Raw genomic sequence first — 15,017 nt, 5'->3', positions numbered from 1 at the left:
TCTGACGCGGGCTCGGGACGAGCCTGGCCCCGTGTCGGGAGATGCCTGGTGGTAACGCGATTGCCCAGGCTTCAACGCGTCAGCGAAGCGCGGACGCGTTCGAGGTACACGACCAGCGGGTCGCCCTGCACGAGCAGCGGCACCGTGTCGATCGCCTCGATCCAGAGGAGGACGCCGGCCAGGATGCAATCGGCGTAGCCCGGGTTTTGACCCGAAAGGAACGGCTGTCCCTGGTGCGTGAGCGTGAGCCGCGCCGGATCGAAGCTCGCGCGCATCGCGTCGAGCCGCGCCTCGCGCCCGGCCGCCGCCTCCTCCAGCGTACATCCGAGCCTCGACTCACGGCTTCGACGGAAATAGGCGCGGTCTTTTTCGAGGAGACGGTCGTGAATGTCCCTCACGTAGAATCGCAGGACCTGCTGGAGCACGCCGGAGAACAACCAGGCCTCGAAGAAGCGGCAGAGGCCACGCTCCTCCGGCGAATGGAAGAGCCGCGGACGCTCGGGATACGCCTCGTCGAGGTAATCGGCGATGGCCCACGAATCGCCCACGACGTGCGCCCCGTCCTTCAGGATCGGCACGGTCTTGAAGGCGCCGCCTTCGAGGGCCTCGATGTCGGTCATCGCCACGGGCGCGGTCTCGAATGCGAGGCGCTTCTGCGCGAGGGCGAGCTTCGTCCGAAAGCAGAACGGGCTCGGGCGCCTGTCGCCCTCGGCGACGAGGTCGTAAAGGAGGATGGTCATCGGCTCTCCGTATCACGCCTCCGCCGTCGGTCGTTTCGTCTTCTTCTTTCGGCGCTTGGGCCTCGGTTCTGCGGTCGAGACCAGCGCCACCGTCGGATCCCGGTACGGGCCGAGATCGCCCGGGTCGATCGTGGGCTCGTTCGTCACGGGTCGCCCCGTCGCGTCGAGCACGAGCGTGTGATCGTCGGGCGGCCCGACCGTCTCGCGCCAGGGCTCGGCGGGCATGTAATCGGCGGGCGCCTGGCCCATGAATCCCGGCAGCGGGATCGCCCCGTGCGCCGTGCGCCCGAGCTTCGCCCCGAACTGCCGCGTCTCCTCGGGGAGCTCCTTGCGTCGCAGGCGCGTGATGAACGTGTACACGCCAAACACGAAGACCAGAAAGACGACAATGCTCATGTTTTCCCCCGAGGCCCGGTCCGCTCACTCCCCTGTAGGGGACTCTACACGGATCTTCGTGCTTTGGATAGAGAGGGGAAGGGGACGGTAGACGCTTGGGTCACGGGCTCTTCGTCGACGCGTCGGCGAGGGCGCGATCGAGGGCCACGGCGAGGGCGCGTCGGCGCGCAGGGGCATACATGCTGCCGAGCTTCTCGGCCGAGCCGTGGCCCTCGTAGGTGCGCCCGCCCTGCTCGACCGTCACGTCGACCGAAAGTTTTTCGTTATCGATGACCAGACCGAGGGGCGCGAAGAAGAGCGACACGAAAGCGATGCCATCCTTTCGCATGGCGTCGTAGACGGACGACCTGCGCTCCAGATCGATACGCACGCGCACGCGCGCCCGACCCGACGGCGTGGGCCGAGCGCGCGCAGCATCGCCGAGGATATTGACGGTGTCTTGCCAGAGATCGGCGGGCGTCCCGGTGTCGACGCTCGTCGGGTCGTGATCGACGATCATGATTTCGTCGACGTCGAGATCGGCCGCCGAGAACGCGAGGGGCGGGGGGACGTGCGTGGGCGGGACACGATAAGCGCAGCCGACGGTGCCAAGGGCGAGGGCGAGCAAGAGGGGAGGCGGGGCGATACGAATCACGAGGACATCATGGCGCCGCAGAGCAAAGGCGGGAAGGGGCCGGGAGCGGCGCGGGCAGCCTTTCGAGCCGAGCAAGATTCCGTCGCAACTCCTCCGCGTCCGCGGCCGGCGCCTGTGTTCGCATTCCTCATCGAGAACATGACGACGTCCCTACATTCATCATTTCCTCTTCTTTTCCTCGCCACGCTCCTCGCCGCGTCCTCGGCTGCCTGCGGATCCGACACTCCGTCGGGCTCGGGCTCCGGCGGCGGAACGGGCGGCGCAGGTCCAGGCGGCGCGGGTGGAATGGGCGGCAGCGTGAGCAGCAGCGGCCCGGGAACGGGCGGCGGGGGGAGCGGTCCAGGGACCGGCGGCAGCGCCGGCGAGGGAGGCAGCGGGGGTGTCGGCGGCAGCGGGGGGGCCGGCGGCAGCGGGGGCGCCGGCGGCAGCGGGGGCGCCGGCGGCTGCGAGCAGCAAATGGCGACGTGCACCTACAAGACGGATACCGAGCTCGACAAGCAATCGTTTCGCCAGATTGCCGGCTACAATTGCTTCCAATCGAGCACCGGGTGGGAGTTCGTCGCGACCCAGACGTGTGATTATTCCGAGGAATGCAAGGCGGACAGCGGGACCGAGTCCGTGTGCGTCTCGTGCGGCCCCGTGGGCCAGCGTTTCGCGCATCGCACGGTCGACGGCCAGGTCAGCGAGGATTGCAAGGGCTGCAAGTGCAGCGGCGGCTGGACGGTATACGGCTGTTATGCCGAGACGGCCACGTACGGCGCGCCGTGGGCCGACGTCGTCTGGCAGCAGGGGTTCGAGGTGATCCGCTTCGCCCTGCTCGGAAACGGCGAAGTCAAATCGCTCGCGGCGGTCAACAAGGAGGTCTCGATCCAGAACCTCCAGGTGAACACCTTCCAGATCCAGCCGGACGGCGTGGTCGATTTCGATATCGCAGCCCAGGTGATCCACACGGATAACTTTCAGCAGCAGCACACCTGGGACATGCAGGCCCGCGTGGTCCGGATCTGCAAGTGAAGGCGCGCCGGCCGGCAAGCGCCCTCGTCGGCGTGCCCCGCGGAGCCGCACCACACCCGCACCCGAAGACCTGAAAGTCCTTGATCTTCAGGAACGTGCGAGTTATGTTGCGGTGCAACAAAACGTGCGCCCTCCGTTCCTCTCCACTGCCGCGCAGTACCTCAGGCCGCCGAAGATGTACCACCTCTACGAGCTGCAGCGGACGCTGCTCGAGCCGCTCGCGCACATCGCCGGCGCCTCGGCCGAGATGCTCCGGCACCCGAGGAACCCGCTGTCGAAGTTGCCCCACGTACGCACGTTCGGCGCGAGCCAGGCCCTGTTTCACCGCCTCGGCAAGCGTTACCCCAAGCAGCCCTGGGGCATCGACGAGGTCGAGAGCGGCGGCGTCGAGGTCTCGGTCGCCGAGGAGGTCGTCGTCGACGAGCCATTCTGCAGGCTCGTTCATTTCGTGCGCCGCTCCGAGGATCCCGAGGTCGCGCGCCGCCTCGCGTCCGAGCCGAAGGTCTTCGTCTGCGCGCCCCTCTCCGGCCACCATTCGACGCTGCTCCGCGACACGATCCGCACGCTGCTCCAGGACCACGACGTCTACGTCACCGACTGGCTCGACGCGCGCGACGTGCCCCTCTCGAAGGGGATCTTCCACCTCGACGATTACGTGCACACCGTCATGCGCTTCTTGCGTTTGCTCGGGGCCGGCTCTTTGCACGTCGTGTCCGTCTGTCAGCCGACGGTCCCCGTCCTCGGCGCGGTCTCGCTCCTCGCGCAGGCGGGCGAGGAGACGCCGCGCTCACTCACGCTCATGGGCGGGCCCATCGACGCGCGCAAGAGCCCGACCGAGGTGAACCTGCTCGCGACGCAGCACCCGATCGAGTGGTTCGAGAAGAACATGATCCACAAGGTCCCCGGCCCTTACGCGGGCAAGGGACGGCGGGTCTATCCCGGGTTCCTCCAGCTCACGGCGTTCGTGATGATGAACCCGAAGAACCACTGGAAGGCGAGCTTCCGCTACTGGATCGACTCGCACAAGGGCGAGTCCGGCGCCGCCGCGCGCGAGATGCACGAGAAGTTCTACGACGAGTACAACGCGGTCCTCGACATGGACGCCGCTTATTACCTCGAGACCGTGCGGCTCGTGTTCCAGGAGTTCGCCCTCGCCCGGGGGACCTGGTACGTGCGCGGCGCGCGCGTGAATCCGGCGGCGATCGAGAAGACCGCGCTCTTCACGATCGAAGGCGAAAAGGACGACATCTCCGGCCTCGGACAGACGGAGGCGGCGCACGCGCTCTGCACGGGCGTCCCGGCCGAGAAGAAGAAGCATTACGTGGCGGAGGGCGCCGGCCATTACGGCATCTTCTCCGGCCGCAAATGGCGTGACGGCATCTACCCGAAGGTGCGCGATTTCATCCGCGCCCACGGCGGCTGAGAAACCAGGCTACGTCCACACCCGGGACACCGCCGCGCCGTTCACCATGCCGGTGCGCGCGTCGACGCCTGCCTGGATGAACAGGCCGTCGATGCTGTCGATCCGGGGATACTCGTGGAAGTACAGCCCCGTGCTTTGCGTCCAGAGCAAGGGCTCGACACGCAGGAGCTGGCTGCCCTTGATCTCGAGCGGGTAATCACCCTCGCCGCGCTGGGCGTAGACACGGCCCCAGGCGTCGCTTTTCCAGAAGTAATACCAGGTGATCCCGCGGCTGTCCGGCATCGGGAAATCGATGTATCCTTCCTCGCGCACGTCGACGGGGAAATGCGGATTGTGCGTGAACTCGCGGACGAACTCCGAGGTCCCGAGCCAGTGCAAAAGCGTCGCGTGCAGCGACCCGTCGACGAGCGGCACCTCGAAAAAATCGAAGCGCGGATCCCCTTCGTCGCTCGGGTTGCGCACCCTGAACCCGTGGCTCTGGAGCGCCCGAACGAGCTCCGCGAAGGACCGGATCTCCTGGTGAAACAGGGGCAGGATCGTCTGCGCTCGGATGATCTTTGCAGCGGGATACTTGGCGCGTGCCTTTTGCGGGGCTTCGGTCCCGCCATGGATGATGAGGTCCGCGGTCGCCATCAGCTTGTTGGCGACGCTCTTGGCGCCCAGCGCATACAGCATGGTGCGATGGAGCTCGTAATCCTCGACATCGACGACATACGCGCTCTTGCCCGCGACGGCATTGGGCATCTTCTCGGAGGGCGCGACGGGGGTCGCGTGAAAGCCGGTCGGATGTTGCTCGAGCGGAAGCATGGGCCTCATTTCCCGTCGTTGATCTCGATGACGCGTGGCTTGTTCGGCGCGTGGCAGATCAGAATTGGATTCTCGTCCTTCATGGTCGCCCGTACGTGCGTGATGAGGGCCTCGCCCTGCTCCTGGCTCTTCACCTCGACGCCGAGCCGCCGCCCGCCCTCGCGGATCTCCACCAATCGAATGTCGGCGACGCCGGGGAACGTGGCGAGGGCCTTGCGGGTCCCGGGGAACGTGAAGTTGTTCGCGTTCCCCGGGCTCACGTCGTAGAGATACACAACCGGCGTCTTGCAATCGTCCCCGAAGGACCAGCCTTTCCCCTCGCGGAGCTTATACACCTTGCCCTCGGCGGACGCCCACATCGCCTCGCCGTCGACGACCATCGTGCGAAACAGCGTCGGCCAGGAGAGCCTCGCGATCTCCACCCATTTGCCGTCCTCCCATCGCTCGAGCGAGGGCCCCGCGACCACGTGCAAAACCCCGCTCGTCGAGACGAATGCGAGCGTCGGCGGCGCCTCGGTCCGGGGCAGCGCCGTGAGCGCGCCGCCCTTGAGCTCCAGAATGGGATTGTTTTTCCCCGAATAAAGCCAGACCTCGTCCTTGCCGCCGAGGAGCTTCGGCCAGTAGCCGAGATCCTTCACCAGGGGCTTCACGTCGATGAATCGCGATTTCGTCGCGTTCTCCTCCCAGACCTCGAGCGTCGGGCCCCGCGAATGGCACAACTGGCCCACGGCCACGAGCACGCCCGATTTCGAGGCGGCGAGCGTGTCCGCCCAGATCGCGGGCCGGACCGGCATGAATTCGTTCTGCACCTCCTCCGGCTTGCACCCCGCCTCCGCGGGCGTCTGCTGCTTTCGCTCGAGCTTGGGCCCGCGAACGGTCGAGAAGAAGATGCCATCCCCGTACGCGTACGACCATCCGAGGAGCAGGACCGATTCCCCGATCCGGGCGAGGCCGTTGATTGCGGCGGGGCCACCGCCCCAGGCGAACGATTTGCTCGTTCCCTTTCCGGTCAGCGGCATGTACGAGGGCACCGGCGCCCGCATGCTCTCGCTGCTGTAAAGTACGTCGAGCGCGTCGGGCCAGACGCCTTGCACGGAATCGATGACGGTCGCCCCGGATGTGGCGATTTCGGGCGGGATGGTCTCCTTCAGCCATTCGATGGATTCGCCCACGATCCGCCCGACGCGCTGCTTCTGCGTCACGACGACGGCGCCCTCCACGGCGAACACGGCCTCCGGCTTGCTGCCCGCGGGCGCGAACTCTTCGAGGACGAGCGTGGGCACGCCCTTCGGCCCCGTGGGCGCCACGGAGGACGCGCTCGGAGCGGCCGTCGCCGGGGCCTTCGACGGCTCTTGCTGGGGCGGCGCGGGCGCGTCCTTCTTGCAGGCCGCGAGGCACGCGAGCATCACGAGCGGCAGCACGGACGTGAAGTGGGGAGTCCTGGGCATGGGCATGGTGAACCCGGCGGGAGGCCCCAGACTATCGGCAATCGCGCGGGCTTGTCCATACGCCGCGCCACGCGCCCGGCCAGAGCGGCTCGTTACCGATGGAAGAACGACGCCTGCTGAAATCGTAGGCCGGAGAGGATCTGCTCCACCCGCTCGTCGGACAGCGCCCCGATACGCTCGCCGAGCCGCGCCTTTTCGACCGAAGAGATCTGCGACACGACCACGACACTCTGCTTCGGCAGATTTCCTTCGCCCATGTCGAGCAGCACGTTCCCGGGCTCGTTTGCCCGGTGCAAGTTCGACGTCAATGCGCACACGACGACGGTATGGATGCGCGAGTGGTTGAAGAGATCGTCCTGCACCACCACGTGGGGATGCGTATGGCCCGGAATGGACCCTCGTGATTCGTCAGGCTCGATCCAGAACAGATCGCCTCGATTGATCGTCGCTTGGCCCGTGCCCATTCAATGCCCCGCGGGAAGGGCGCCGCCCTTGGCCTTGTCGGAGGTCACGTTGAACGGCGCGAGGAACGCGAAGAGCACGGGCGGAATCGACGCGAAGAGCACGATCGTGAAGAAATGCGAATGACCCACGGCCTCTTGAATGGGACCGCTGATCATCCCCGTGAACATCATGCTGAGGCCCATGATGCCGGTCGCGAACGCGTAATGGGCGGTCTTGTACGGCCCGGGCGCGAGCTGCTGCATCATGTAGAGCATGTGCCCGACCGAGCCAAACCCATAACCGAATTTCTCGATCGTCACGACGGCGGTGATGAGCCAGAGGCTCTCGGGGCGGGCGTGGCTCAGGTAGAAATACGTCAGGTGCGGGACGTTGAGGGCCAGCGCGAGCAGCACGAACGAGCGCTTGAGCCCGAGCCGCCCGCAAAAGAGCCCGCCGAGCAGCGCGCCGACGATGAAGCCGACCGTGCCGAACGTGCCATTGATGTTGCCGAGCGCCTCGTTGTCGAGCCCGAGGCCCCCGACCTCGCGTTTGTCGAGCATGAACAGGGGCCCGATCTTCTCGATGAGCCCCTCGCCGAACCGATAAAAGAACACGACGAGCAGCATCATCACGATGTGCTTCTTCTTGAAGAAGCTCGCGAATGCGTCGGCGAACGTCTTCGCCGCGTTCCCGATTCCGCTCGGCGCGTCCTTCGCCTTGCCGCCGGTGGGGAGCATGGAGATGTGCCAGACGCCCGAGATGCCCATGAGCGCGGCGAGCAAGCTCATCACCACCATCCACGATCTCGCCCAGTCGAGCCCGAGCCCATTGTGCAGCCAGCCCGTGAACGTCACGAGGAGCCCCGAGGCGATGATGCGCCCGATGTTCCAGGCGATCCCCTGCACCCCGACGTATTGCGCCTGCTCGGTCTCCGACATCGAGCTGATGTAGACGCCGTCCGCGGCAATGTCCTGCGTCGCCGAGGCGAAACCCGTGATCCAGAAAAACGCGAGCGTCGGGCCGAGATAATTCGGGAGCGAGAGCGACAACGCCACGCAGCCGAGCGTGACCATCATGAGGAATTCCATACAGAGCACAAAAAAGCGCTTGGTCTTGAACATCTCCACCACGGGCGACCAGAGCGGCTTGATCACCCACGGCAGGTACATCGAGCTCGTGTAGAGCGTGATGTCCGTATTCGAGAGGCCGAGGTTCTTGTACATGATGGCCGCGACCACGGAGACCGTGATCATTGGCGTGCCCATCGCGACGTAGAGCGAAGGCACCCACAACATCGGGTGCCGCCTCTTTGCATTCGAAGGCGTGGGCTCGGCGCTCGCCGGCGCCGCGTAGAGGTCGGTCATGCCCGCGATGCTACGTGGAGCAGCGGCGCCCTGTCTCGGAAAAACGACGCTTCAGGGTTTGGCGCGCTGCGCCAGCCCGAGCGCATACTCGGGCCACCACTCCCCCGCGCGCGGGCCGCCGTTGCAGGCCCCGTCCGATTCGCCGGGCAGCTTGATCCACAGATAAGCATCCACGAGCGGATCCCCCGTCTCGGCCGTCGGCGACCGGCCGAGCGCGCGTCCATCGGGGTTGCACCATTGCAGCTCCTTCGTCGGCCCGTTCCCGTTTCGGCTCGTGTCGATCACGAACGGCTTGCCGGAGAGCAGCGCTGAAATTTGCTTGCCGTATGCGACGCTTTCCTCCGTGGTCACGAAATTGGAGACGTTCAGCGCGAACCCGCGCGCCTTTTCGAGCCCCGCGGCGCGCAGGCGCTCGGCCATCACGGGCGGGGGTTGCCATTTCGCGTTCCCCGCGTCGATGTACACGGACGCGCCGCCCTGCCCGAGGACGGCCACCGCGTCGCCGAGGAGCGCGAGCCGCTCCTCTTGTTGTTCGGGCGTGAGACAGTCTTTGAGGAGCCCGAGCGCGTCCGGCTCCAGAATGACGGCGGCGGGGCGCCCCCCGATCCCCCGGGCGAATGCCCGGATCCAGTTCTTGTATCCCTCCGCGGCCGCCGCCCCGCCCGCCGAGTGATTGCCGCAGTCCCGGTTCGGGATGTCGTATGCGACGAGGAGCCCTACCGCGCCCGCCGCGGCGATCTCCGACATGCGCGCGTTCACGTCCGCGGTGACGTCGTGGTTCCAGTCCCCGAACCAAAAGGACTGCGGCTCGCGGGCGATTTTTTCGATCATGGCCGCGTCCTCGGGGCGGGAGCTGCGCCACGCTTCGACTTGCCTTCGCGCGGAGGATGTCGGATCGACGTAAAGGCGCGCGCCCTTGAACGGGTTTTCCCCGGGCGCGGGCGCTGTCGCGCTTCCTTGCGCCCCCATCTCCACCGCGCCGCCTCCGGGCCTCGGGATACACGAACATAAGAGGAGGGCCGCGGAGGCGACCCAGGAGAGGACACGCAGACGCCGAGCCATCCTTATCGTCTAGTGTCATTCGAGCTTCGGGCGCAACGGGCGTGTCACGCCGCGAGCACCGTTTTCGCGCTTCTCGATTGTCGCTCGGATGGATTTTTGCTCGCCTCTCGGAATGGTGCACGACGCGCCGTGTCATTCAACAAAACTCGTGGAGCCGACGGGCGCTCCATGAGAATGGTGGTCCCTGCTCTCGATCTTTTTTATCAGGAGGCGAGCGATGCGATTCGCAGGGGCATGCTTCATCTTGGGAACCGTCATGGCCGTCGGCTGTTCGGCGGGCGGCGGGGGAGACAAGACGCCTACGGGCACCGGCGGCTCGGGCGCATCGGGGAGCGGAGGGCAAGGCGGAAACGGCGGCGACATCTTCAATCCGTCGGGCGGGATGGGCGCGGCGGGCGGCGGGCCCGTCGGCGGCGACGTGATCGTGAACGCGAACTGCCAGGCGAACTGCGACGATTTTCCTGCCGATCCGATCTTCGACGGGAATGCCCCCTCGAACGCCCCCGAGCTCTTCGGCGCCCCCGACAATTACACGCCGGGGCTCTGCATCGTCGAGCCTCACCTCGGCGACGCGGGCAAACCGGGCGCGTTGTTCCCGGCAAACTGGCTACGCGTCCGGTTCCGCGTCAAACCCGCCGGCAACGAGAACCTCTTCGAGATCCGCCTCAAGGCGCCGAACCAGAAGAACGAGCTCGTCGCCTACTCGGCGAGCCCGATCTGGGCCATGCCGAAGGAGATCTGGGAGGCTATCGGTGTCAAGGGCGGCGCCATCGATCAAGAGATTCAGGTGACCATCCGCGGCGTGAACTCGCAGAACCCCGGCACGCCCACGGGCGCTACGGGCACATTCACGATCGCGCCCGTCACGGCAGGCGGATCGATGGTGTACTGGGCTGCGACCTCGTCCGACGTCACGCCGACGACGAGCAAGCTCGTCGGCTTCTACGTCGGCGACGAGACCACGATCGACGCGCTGACGATCCAGCAGGTCCAGCAGGGCGGCATCCTCGCCGAGGGCGGGCGCGAGCTGCGCGGCAAGTACAGCGATCCCAAGGGCGTGCCCCAGGGGCGCGTGCAGTGCATCGGCTGTCACGTCTCGACGCCCGAGGGCAAAGAAGTCGGATATACCGATCACTGGCCCTGGAACAACGTCGTCAGCACGATCGAGGAGGGCAAGGCGGGCGAGGTGCCGGCCTATTTCACCACGGGCGCGCAGCGGCTCTTGAGCCAGCCCTGGCTCGGCATGATGACGTTCTCCAAGGCGGTCTGGGGCCAGGGCAATCGTATCGCGCTCACGCCGTACGCGAACCGGAACGTCGACATCGGCTTCACCGACAGCGCGGGCTACGGCTCGGATCGGCTCGCGTGGTTCGACCTCGAGACGAACGTGAACATTCCCTGGACCGAGGGGCAGAGCGGCCCGACGAACGACGCGATCAAGAGCGCGCAGGGCACGGCATGGGGATTCCTCCAGACGAGTGGCGAGTCGCAAGGCATCGTCGCCCCGAACTGGAGCCACGACGGTCAAACCATCGTTTACACGTCGGCAGGAAAATCCCAGGACGGCCGCATCGCCGACAATGTCGAGACCGACATCAAGACGGTGCCCTACAACAATCGCCAGGGCGGCACGGTCACACCGGTGCAAGGTGCGGCGACGCCGGGTGTGTCCGAGTATTACCCGTCCTTCTCGGCGGACGACAAGCTCATCGCGTACAACCGCGCGGGCAATACGAGCGGAAAGATCTACTATCGGCCCGACGGCGAGGTATACGTCATCCCGACGGGCGGCGGGACGCCCATCCGCCTCGCGGCGAACGATCCGCCGGCCTGCACGGGCCAGACGAGCCCGGGCGTCATCAATAGCTGGGCCAAATGGTCGCCCACGGTGCTCGGGGGCGTGCCGAACGGCAAGACCTACTACTGGCTCATCTTCTCCTCGGCGCGGGATTATCCGGGCGCGTTCATCGTGCCGCCGAACCAGTACAGCCCGTCGGACACGCGCTCCTCGCAGCTCTACATGACGGCCATCGTGCGCGACGCGCAGGGCAACTACCAGACGTACCCGGCGGTCTACATCTGGAACCAGGAAGCGAAGACCAGCAACCTGACGCCGGCCTGGGACATCTTCGACATCCCGCCCCCGCCCCCGCCCAAGTAATATAATGAGGAGGGGCCCCGGGTTTTACCCGCATCCGAGGTAAAACTTTCGGATATGGGTAAAACCCCCGGGCCCCCCGCTCCTCCGTGCCCGGACGCGTCAAATTTTTTGCGCTCGACCCGCATGCGGTGGTTGTAAGAGTTACCGTAAATCGTGTAAGGTGCCCAATTCATGGACCGCCGCTTCAAGGGGGCGCTGTCGCGCGCCGTGTCCGTCGCTTTGTTCCATTTCGTCTTCGCCACCGCGCGGGTGGCGGGCGCGGAGCCGAACGACGACGCCGCGCTCGACCTGGCGAAAAAAGCAATCGAGGCGGATTATCTCGGCACGAAGTTCGCCGAGGCGGAGAAAAAGCTCAAGCAGGCGCTCACGCTTTGCGGCCCGAAGTCCTGTTCGAACAAGGTGGTGGCGCGGCTGCACCGCGACCTCGGCGTCGTTTATGCCGGCGGCATGAGCAAGGTCGAGGAGGGGAAGGCCGAGTTCGTCGCGGCGCTCAGGGCCGACCCCGACATCACGCTCGATCCGGATCTCACCTCGGAGGAGATCGAGGCCGTCTTCAAGGACGCAAAGGCGGCGGCCGGCATCGGAGGCAATTCCGAAGCTCCGTCGAACCCGAACCCGACGCCGAACCAAGGGCCCGTCGCGCCCGCACCGGCGCAAGGCGATCTCGTGCACACGCCCCCGCCCGAGCAGGCAGTGATGACGCCGGTGCCTATTTATACGGAGCTGCCGGATGGTGTGGAAGCCGTCAAGGTCGTCCTCCAGTATCGGCCTTTCGGCGCCTCGGCCTGGAAGACGCTGGAGATGCCGAAGGTGGCGCAGGGGTATGGAGTCGAGGTCCCCTGCCTCGACGTCGGCAGCGTGACCGGGCAGCTCAAATATTTCATTCAGGCTTTCGACAAGGACAACAACGTCGTCGCTTTCGCCGGTACCCGGAAAGAGCCGCTGAACGTGGCGATCAAGCTCCAGATCGAAGGCGCGTCGCCTTCTTTGCCGGGGCAGGCGCCGCCCGCGAAGTGCTCCGAGGCGGCGGATTGCCCGCCGGGGCTGCTCGGGTGTCCCAAGCCGGGCGAGGGAAAGACTTGCCCGGAGGGAGAGCCCTGCGACAAACCGCCGGAGCCGCCGTCCACCCGGAAGAAGAACTGGGTGACCCTGGGCCTCCAGCAAGATTTCCTGGGGCTGTCGGGCGTGACCGGCACGTGTTCGGGCGGCAACGAGTATGCTTGCTTTTCGGGGGACGATTTCTACGAGGCCATCCCCTACGACAAATCCGGCGGCGAGCTCGCCGGGGGCCTCGCGGTCGCGACCACGCGGATCTTCCTCGGGTACGATCGGGTGTTCGGGAAAAACTTCACGGCCGGGCTACGCGTCGGGTTCGTGTTCGGCGGCGGGCCGCAGGCGCCGGGCGGCGCGGCGTTCGTGCCCATTCACGCCGAGGCGCGGGCGGCCTACTGGTTCGGCGCCGATCCGTTTGCCGGGGCGGGCTTCCGGCCCTTCTTGACGCTCGGCGGCGGGCTCGCGCAGGTCGACGCCTCGGTCGAGGTCACGGTGTACAATACCGAGCAGGACTTCATCGCGGACAAGAGGCTCGTCCTCGACGCGTGGAAGAAGTCGGGCCTCGTCTTCCTCGCGGCCGGCGGCGGCGCGATGTACGCGATCCGGCCGAATACCGGGCCCGTCGCGGAGGTCCGGGTGATGCAGCTCTTTGGCGCTTCGGGCACCGCGCTCGGCGCCACGCTGGGGTATTCGCACGGCTTCTGATCGTCCGTGTGTTTCAAGATGTTTCCGTTGGGGGTGGTGAGAGGAGCTCCGATGCGTTTGTCCTCGTTGACCATGCTGCTCTGTGGTGTGCTCGCGCCGTTGCCGGCGCTGGCGCAGGGGGATCCGAAGCCTGCCGACGAGGATGCTCCTGTCGTGCAGATGCAAAACACGAGCGCCGGCGGAGGCTCCGCGCCAGCTGCGCCCGCGAAGCCCGCGCCCGCGCAATCGGCGCAAAAGCCGGCCGCGCCCGACGTGCAGACGCCCCAGGGCCCTCCGCCGACGTTCGGCAACTCGAGCCCTGCGGTCACGGGCATTTCGGGGGGCAACAACGGTAACAAGTCCGAAGGCTTCGAGTTCCACGGCTATTTCCGCGCTCCGATGCGGATCGGCATCGGCGCCCGCGACAACCCCCTGCCGGATCAGAGCAAGACGACCTTGCACGCGCCCGTCGTGCCGGACGATCAATACCTGAACTGGCAATACAGCGGCCACCAGGCGCGCGACTGGGCCGAGCTCTACTTCAGCTACTCGAAGGGGTGGGCCAAGGCGACGGCCGGCATCCTCGCGTTCAACTTCACGGACGCGGCGTGGAAGGAGAACCTCGCGCAGTTCGGCATTGCCCAGGGCTGGGTGACGATCACGCCCGAGCTGCCCTGGCTCAATGTCCGCCTCGAGGCCAAGGTCGGCAGCTTCTGGGGTCGGTATGGAATGGCGGGCAAGTACGACGCCGGGTATTACGACACGTTCCTCTTCGGCCGCACGCACACGCTGGGCGAGACGCTCCGCATGGAGATCGACGTCGGCGATTTCACGCTCTGGGGCGAGCAGGGCTTCGGCGTGCGGCGCCCGAACCCGAGCATCTACAACAACGCGCGCTTCACGCTCGTGAACCATCTGCACGCCGGTATGAGCTGGAAGAAGATGCTCGACTTCTCCGTCCACCATTTCTACACGTGGGCACAGGAGGAGGATCGGCCCGGCTCGGCGCTGACGAACGTGCCGAACGGCAACATGAGCGTGATCGGCGCGGACGTGCGCCTCGACGCGAACATGTACGGTTATCTCTACGCGGGTTTTTCCCGCGTCTCCGCGGAGAACGCGCGGGTCGTCGGGCCCGCGGTCGAGGTGATCCACGCGAATGGCGGCGGCGAGTTCGCGCTCGGCATCACGAGCAACTACCTCGACGACCAGGCGACCCCCCAGAGCAACGGCAACGGCGCGGTGAACACGCTGATGGCGCAATACGAGCTCAGCATCGCCAACATCCTCTCGAACATGAAGAGCCCGCCGCAACGTTACTGGGGCGAGGGGCCCGACCTGAAGATCGCCGCCTTCACCATGGCGAACTTCATCTCGAGCCAAGACCCCGACATGGATGGCGTCCGGAAGTTCAAGTACGGCTTCGACCTCAACGGCCGCATCAAATCGTGGCTCGGGCTCGGCCTGCGCTTCGACCGCTTGCAGCCGAACTCCAAGATCCCCGAGCAGTCGTTCGCGGTCCTCTCGCCGCGGCTCGTCTTCCGATCGGATTGGCTCGCGCACGAGGAGATCACCCTGCAGTATTCGCGTTACTTCTTCAATCAGCGGGAGTGCGCAGATCCGGCCGCCCCGCAGCTCTGCACGCAGCCGCCCGCGGCGCCCACGCTGCCCGACGGCTTCGGCGCGACCACGACGAACCAGGATCCGGGGACCCGCGGCGCGCCGGCGACGCGGCCCGATCTCAACGTCATCCGGCTGCAGGCCTCGATCTGGTGGTGAGGGCGAAC

At 66.4% G+C, this 15,017-nt stretch carries 13 protein-coding genes; 5 read left to right on the top strand and 8 right to left on the bottom strand.

The features are described from left to right. Positions 1-71 precede the first annotated feature (71 nt). The 3 genes from QHF84_RS03380 to QHF84_RS03370 form a co-directional block, all read right to left on the bottom strand. Complete coding sequence (locus tag QHF84_RS03380) at positions 72-740, bottom strand: glutathione S-transferase N-terminal domain-containing protein (protein WP_281311698.1); 669 nt, start codon at positions 738-740, stop codon at positions 72-74. 12 nt (positions 741-752) lie between these two features. Continuing rightward, a complete protein-coding gene (locus QHF84_RS03375; RefSeq protein ID WP_281311697.1) occupies positions 753-1,136 on the bottom strand; it encodes a hypothetical protein in 384 nt (127 codons plus the stop codon). 100 nt (positions 1,137-1,236) lie between these two features. Further along, positions 1,237-1,770 (bottom strand): hypothetical protein, encoded by a 534-nt coding sequence (locus tag QHF84_RS03370; RefSeq protein WP_281311696.1) that lies wholly within the window; start codon positions 1,768-1,770, stop codon positions 1,237-1,239. Positions 1,771-1,908: 138 nt separating this feature from the next. Here QHF84_RS03370 and QHF84_RS03365 point away from each other — a divergent pair, with 138 nt between their 5' ends. Together QHF84_RS03365 and phaZ are read left to right on the top strand one after the other, a co-directional pair. Continuing rightward, positions 1,909-2,784, top strand: coding sequence for a hypothetical protein (locus QHF84_RS03365; protein ID WP_281311695.1), 876 nt, complete (start codon positions 1,909-1,911; stop codon positions 2,782-2,784). A 175-nt stretch (positions 2,785-2,959) separates the two neighbouring features. Then, positions 2,960-4,207, top strand: a complete 1,248-nt coding sequence (gene phaZ, locus QHF84_RS03360; protein ID WP_348652837.1) for a polyhydroxyalkanoate depolymerase — start codon at positions 2,960-2,962, stop codon at positions 4,205-4,207. Between the two features lie 9 nt (positions 4,208-4,216). Here phaZ and QHF84_RS03355 read toward each other — a convergent pair whose 3' ends face one another. The 5 genes from QHF84_RS03355 to QHF84_RS03335 form a co-directional block, all read right to left on the bottom strand. Further along, positions 4,217-5,023, bottom strand: coding sequence for a hypothetical protein (locus QHF84_RS03355; protein ID WP_281311693.1), 807 nt, complete (start codon positions 5,021-5,023; stop codon positions 4,217-4,219). Next, positions 5,020-6,462 (bottom strand): hypothetical protein, encoded by a 1,443-nt coding sequence (locus QHF84_RS03350; protein WP_281311692.1) that lies wholly within the window; start codon positions 6,460-6,462, stop codon positions 5,020-5,022. Before QHF84_RS03350 ends, QHF84_RS03355 begins: the two co-directional genes overlap by 4 nt. 92 nt (positions 6,463-6,554) lie before the next feature. Beyond that, positions 6,555-6,926: a type II toxin-antitoxin system PemK/MazF family toxin gene (locus tag QHF84_RS03345; RefSeq protein WP_281311691.1), complete on the bottom strand. Its 372-nt coding sequence runs from the start codon at positions 6,924-6,926 to the stop codon at positions 6,555-6,557. Then, positions 6,927-8,270, bottom strand: coding sequence for an MFS transporter (locus QHF84_RS03340; protein WP_281311690.1), 1,344 nt, complete (start codon positions 8,268-8,270; stop codon positions 6,927-6,929). A gap of 51 nt (positions 8,271-8,321) precedes the next feature. Beyond that, positions 8,322-9,101, bottom strand: a complete 780-nt coding sequence (locus tag QHF84_RS03335) for a glycoside hydrolase family 6 protein (protein ID WP_348652833.1) — start codon at positions 9,099-9,101, stop codon at positions 8,322-8,324. Positions 9,102-9,588: 487 nt separating this feature from the next. On the opposite strand from QHF84_RS03335, the gene QHF84_RS03330 reads away from it, so the two are divergent. The 3 genes from QHF84_RS03330 to QHF84_RS03320 all read left to right on the top strand — a co-directional run bounded on the left by QHF84_RS03330 (position 9,589) and on the right by QHF84_RS03320 (position 15,009). Then, positions 9,589-11,493, top strand: coding sequence for a hypothetical protein (locus QHF84_RS03330; protein WP_281311689.1), 1,905 nt, complete (start codon positions 9,589-9,591; stop codon positions 11,491-11,493). A 171-nt stretch (positions 11,494-11,664) separates the two neighbouring features. Beyond that, positions 11,665-13,251, top strand: coding sequence for a hypothetical protein (locus QHF84_RS03325; protein WP_281311688.1), 1,587 nt, complete (start codon positions 11,665-11,667; stop codon positions 13,249-13,251). 51 nt (positions 13,252-13,302) lie between these two features. Continuing rightward, positions 13,303-15,009 (top strand): hypothetical protein, encoded by a 1,707-nt coding sequence (locus QHF84_RS03320; protein ID WP_281311687.1) that lies wholly within the window; start codon positions 13,303-13,305, stop codon positions 15,007-15,009. Positions 15,010-15,017 lie beyond the last annotated feature (8 nt).

This window comes from Polyangium sp. y55x31, assembly GCF_029946505.1.
Classification (GTDB): domain Bacteria; phylum Myxococcota_A; class Polyangia; order Polyangiales; family Polyangiaceae; genus Polyangium.
This window is presented reverse-complemented; position numbering and strand designations above follow the sequence as displayed.

Excerpts from the sequence above, each read along its gene's own strand:
- QHF84_RS03365 (WP_281311695.1), top strand. The coding sequence starts at position 1,909 with ATGACGACGTCCCTACATTCATCATTTCCTCTTCTTTTCCTCGCCACG.
- QHF84_RS03330 (WP_281311689.1), top strand. The coding sequence starts at position 9,589 with ATGGCCGTCGGCTGTTCGGCGGGCGGCGGGGGAGACAAGACGCCTACG.
- QHF84_RS03335 (WP_348652833.1), bottom strand. The coding sequence starts at position 9,101 with ATGATCGAAAAAATCGCCCGCGAGCCGCAGTCCTTTTGGTTCGGGGAC.
- phaZ (WP_348652837.1), top strand. The coding sequence starts at position 2,960 with ATGTACCACCTCTACGAGCTGCAGCGGACGCTGCTCGAGCCGCTCGCG.
- QHF84_RS03375 (WP_281311697.1), bottom strand. The coding sequence starts at position 1,136 with ATGAGCATTGTCGTCTTTCTGGTCTTCGTGTTTGGCGTGTACACGTTC.
- QHF84_RS03350 (WP_281311692.1), bottom strand. The coding sequence starts at position 6,462 with ATGCCCAGGACTCCCCACTTCACGTCCGTGCTGCCGCTCGTGATGCTC.
- QHF84_RS03325 (WP_281311688.1), top strand. The coding sequence starts at position 11,665 with ATGGACCGCCGCTTCAAGGGGGCGCTGTCGCGCGCCGTGTCCGTCGCT.
- QHF84_RS03355 (WP_281311693.1), bottom strand. The coding sequence starts at position 5,023 with ATGAGGCCCATGCTTCCGCTCGAGCAACATCCGACCGGCTTTCACGCG.
- QHF84_RS03345 (WP_281311691.1), bottom strand. The coding sequence starts at position 6,926 with ATGGGCACGGGCCAAGCGACGATCAATCGAGGCGATCTGTTCTGGATC.
- QHF84_RS03320 (WP_281311687.1), top strand. The coding sequence starts at position 13,303 with ATGCGTTTGTCCTCGTTGACCATGCTGCTCTGTGGTGTGCTCGCGCCG.
- QHF84_RS03340 (WP_281311690.1), bottom strand. The coding sequence starts at position 8,270 with ATGACCGACCTCTACGCGGCGCCGGCGAGCGCCGAGCCCACGCCTTCG.
- QHF84_RS03380 (WP_281311698.1), bottom strand. The coding sequence starts at position 740 with ATGACCATCCTCCTTTACGACCTCGTCGCCGAGGGCGACAGGCGCCCG.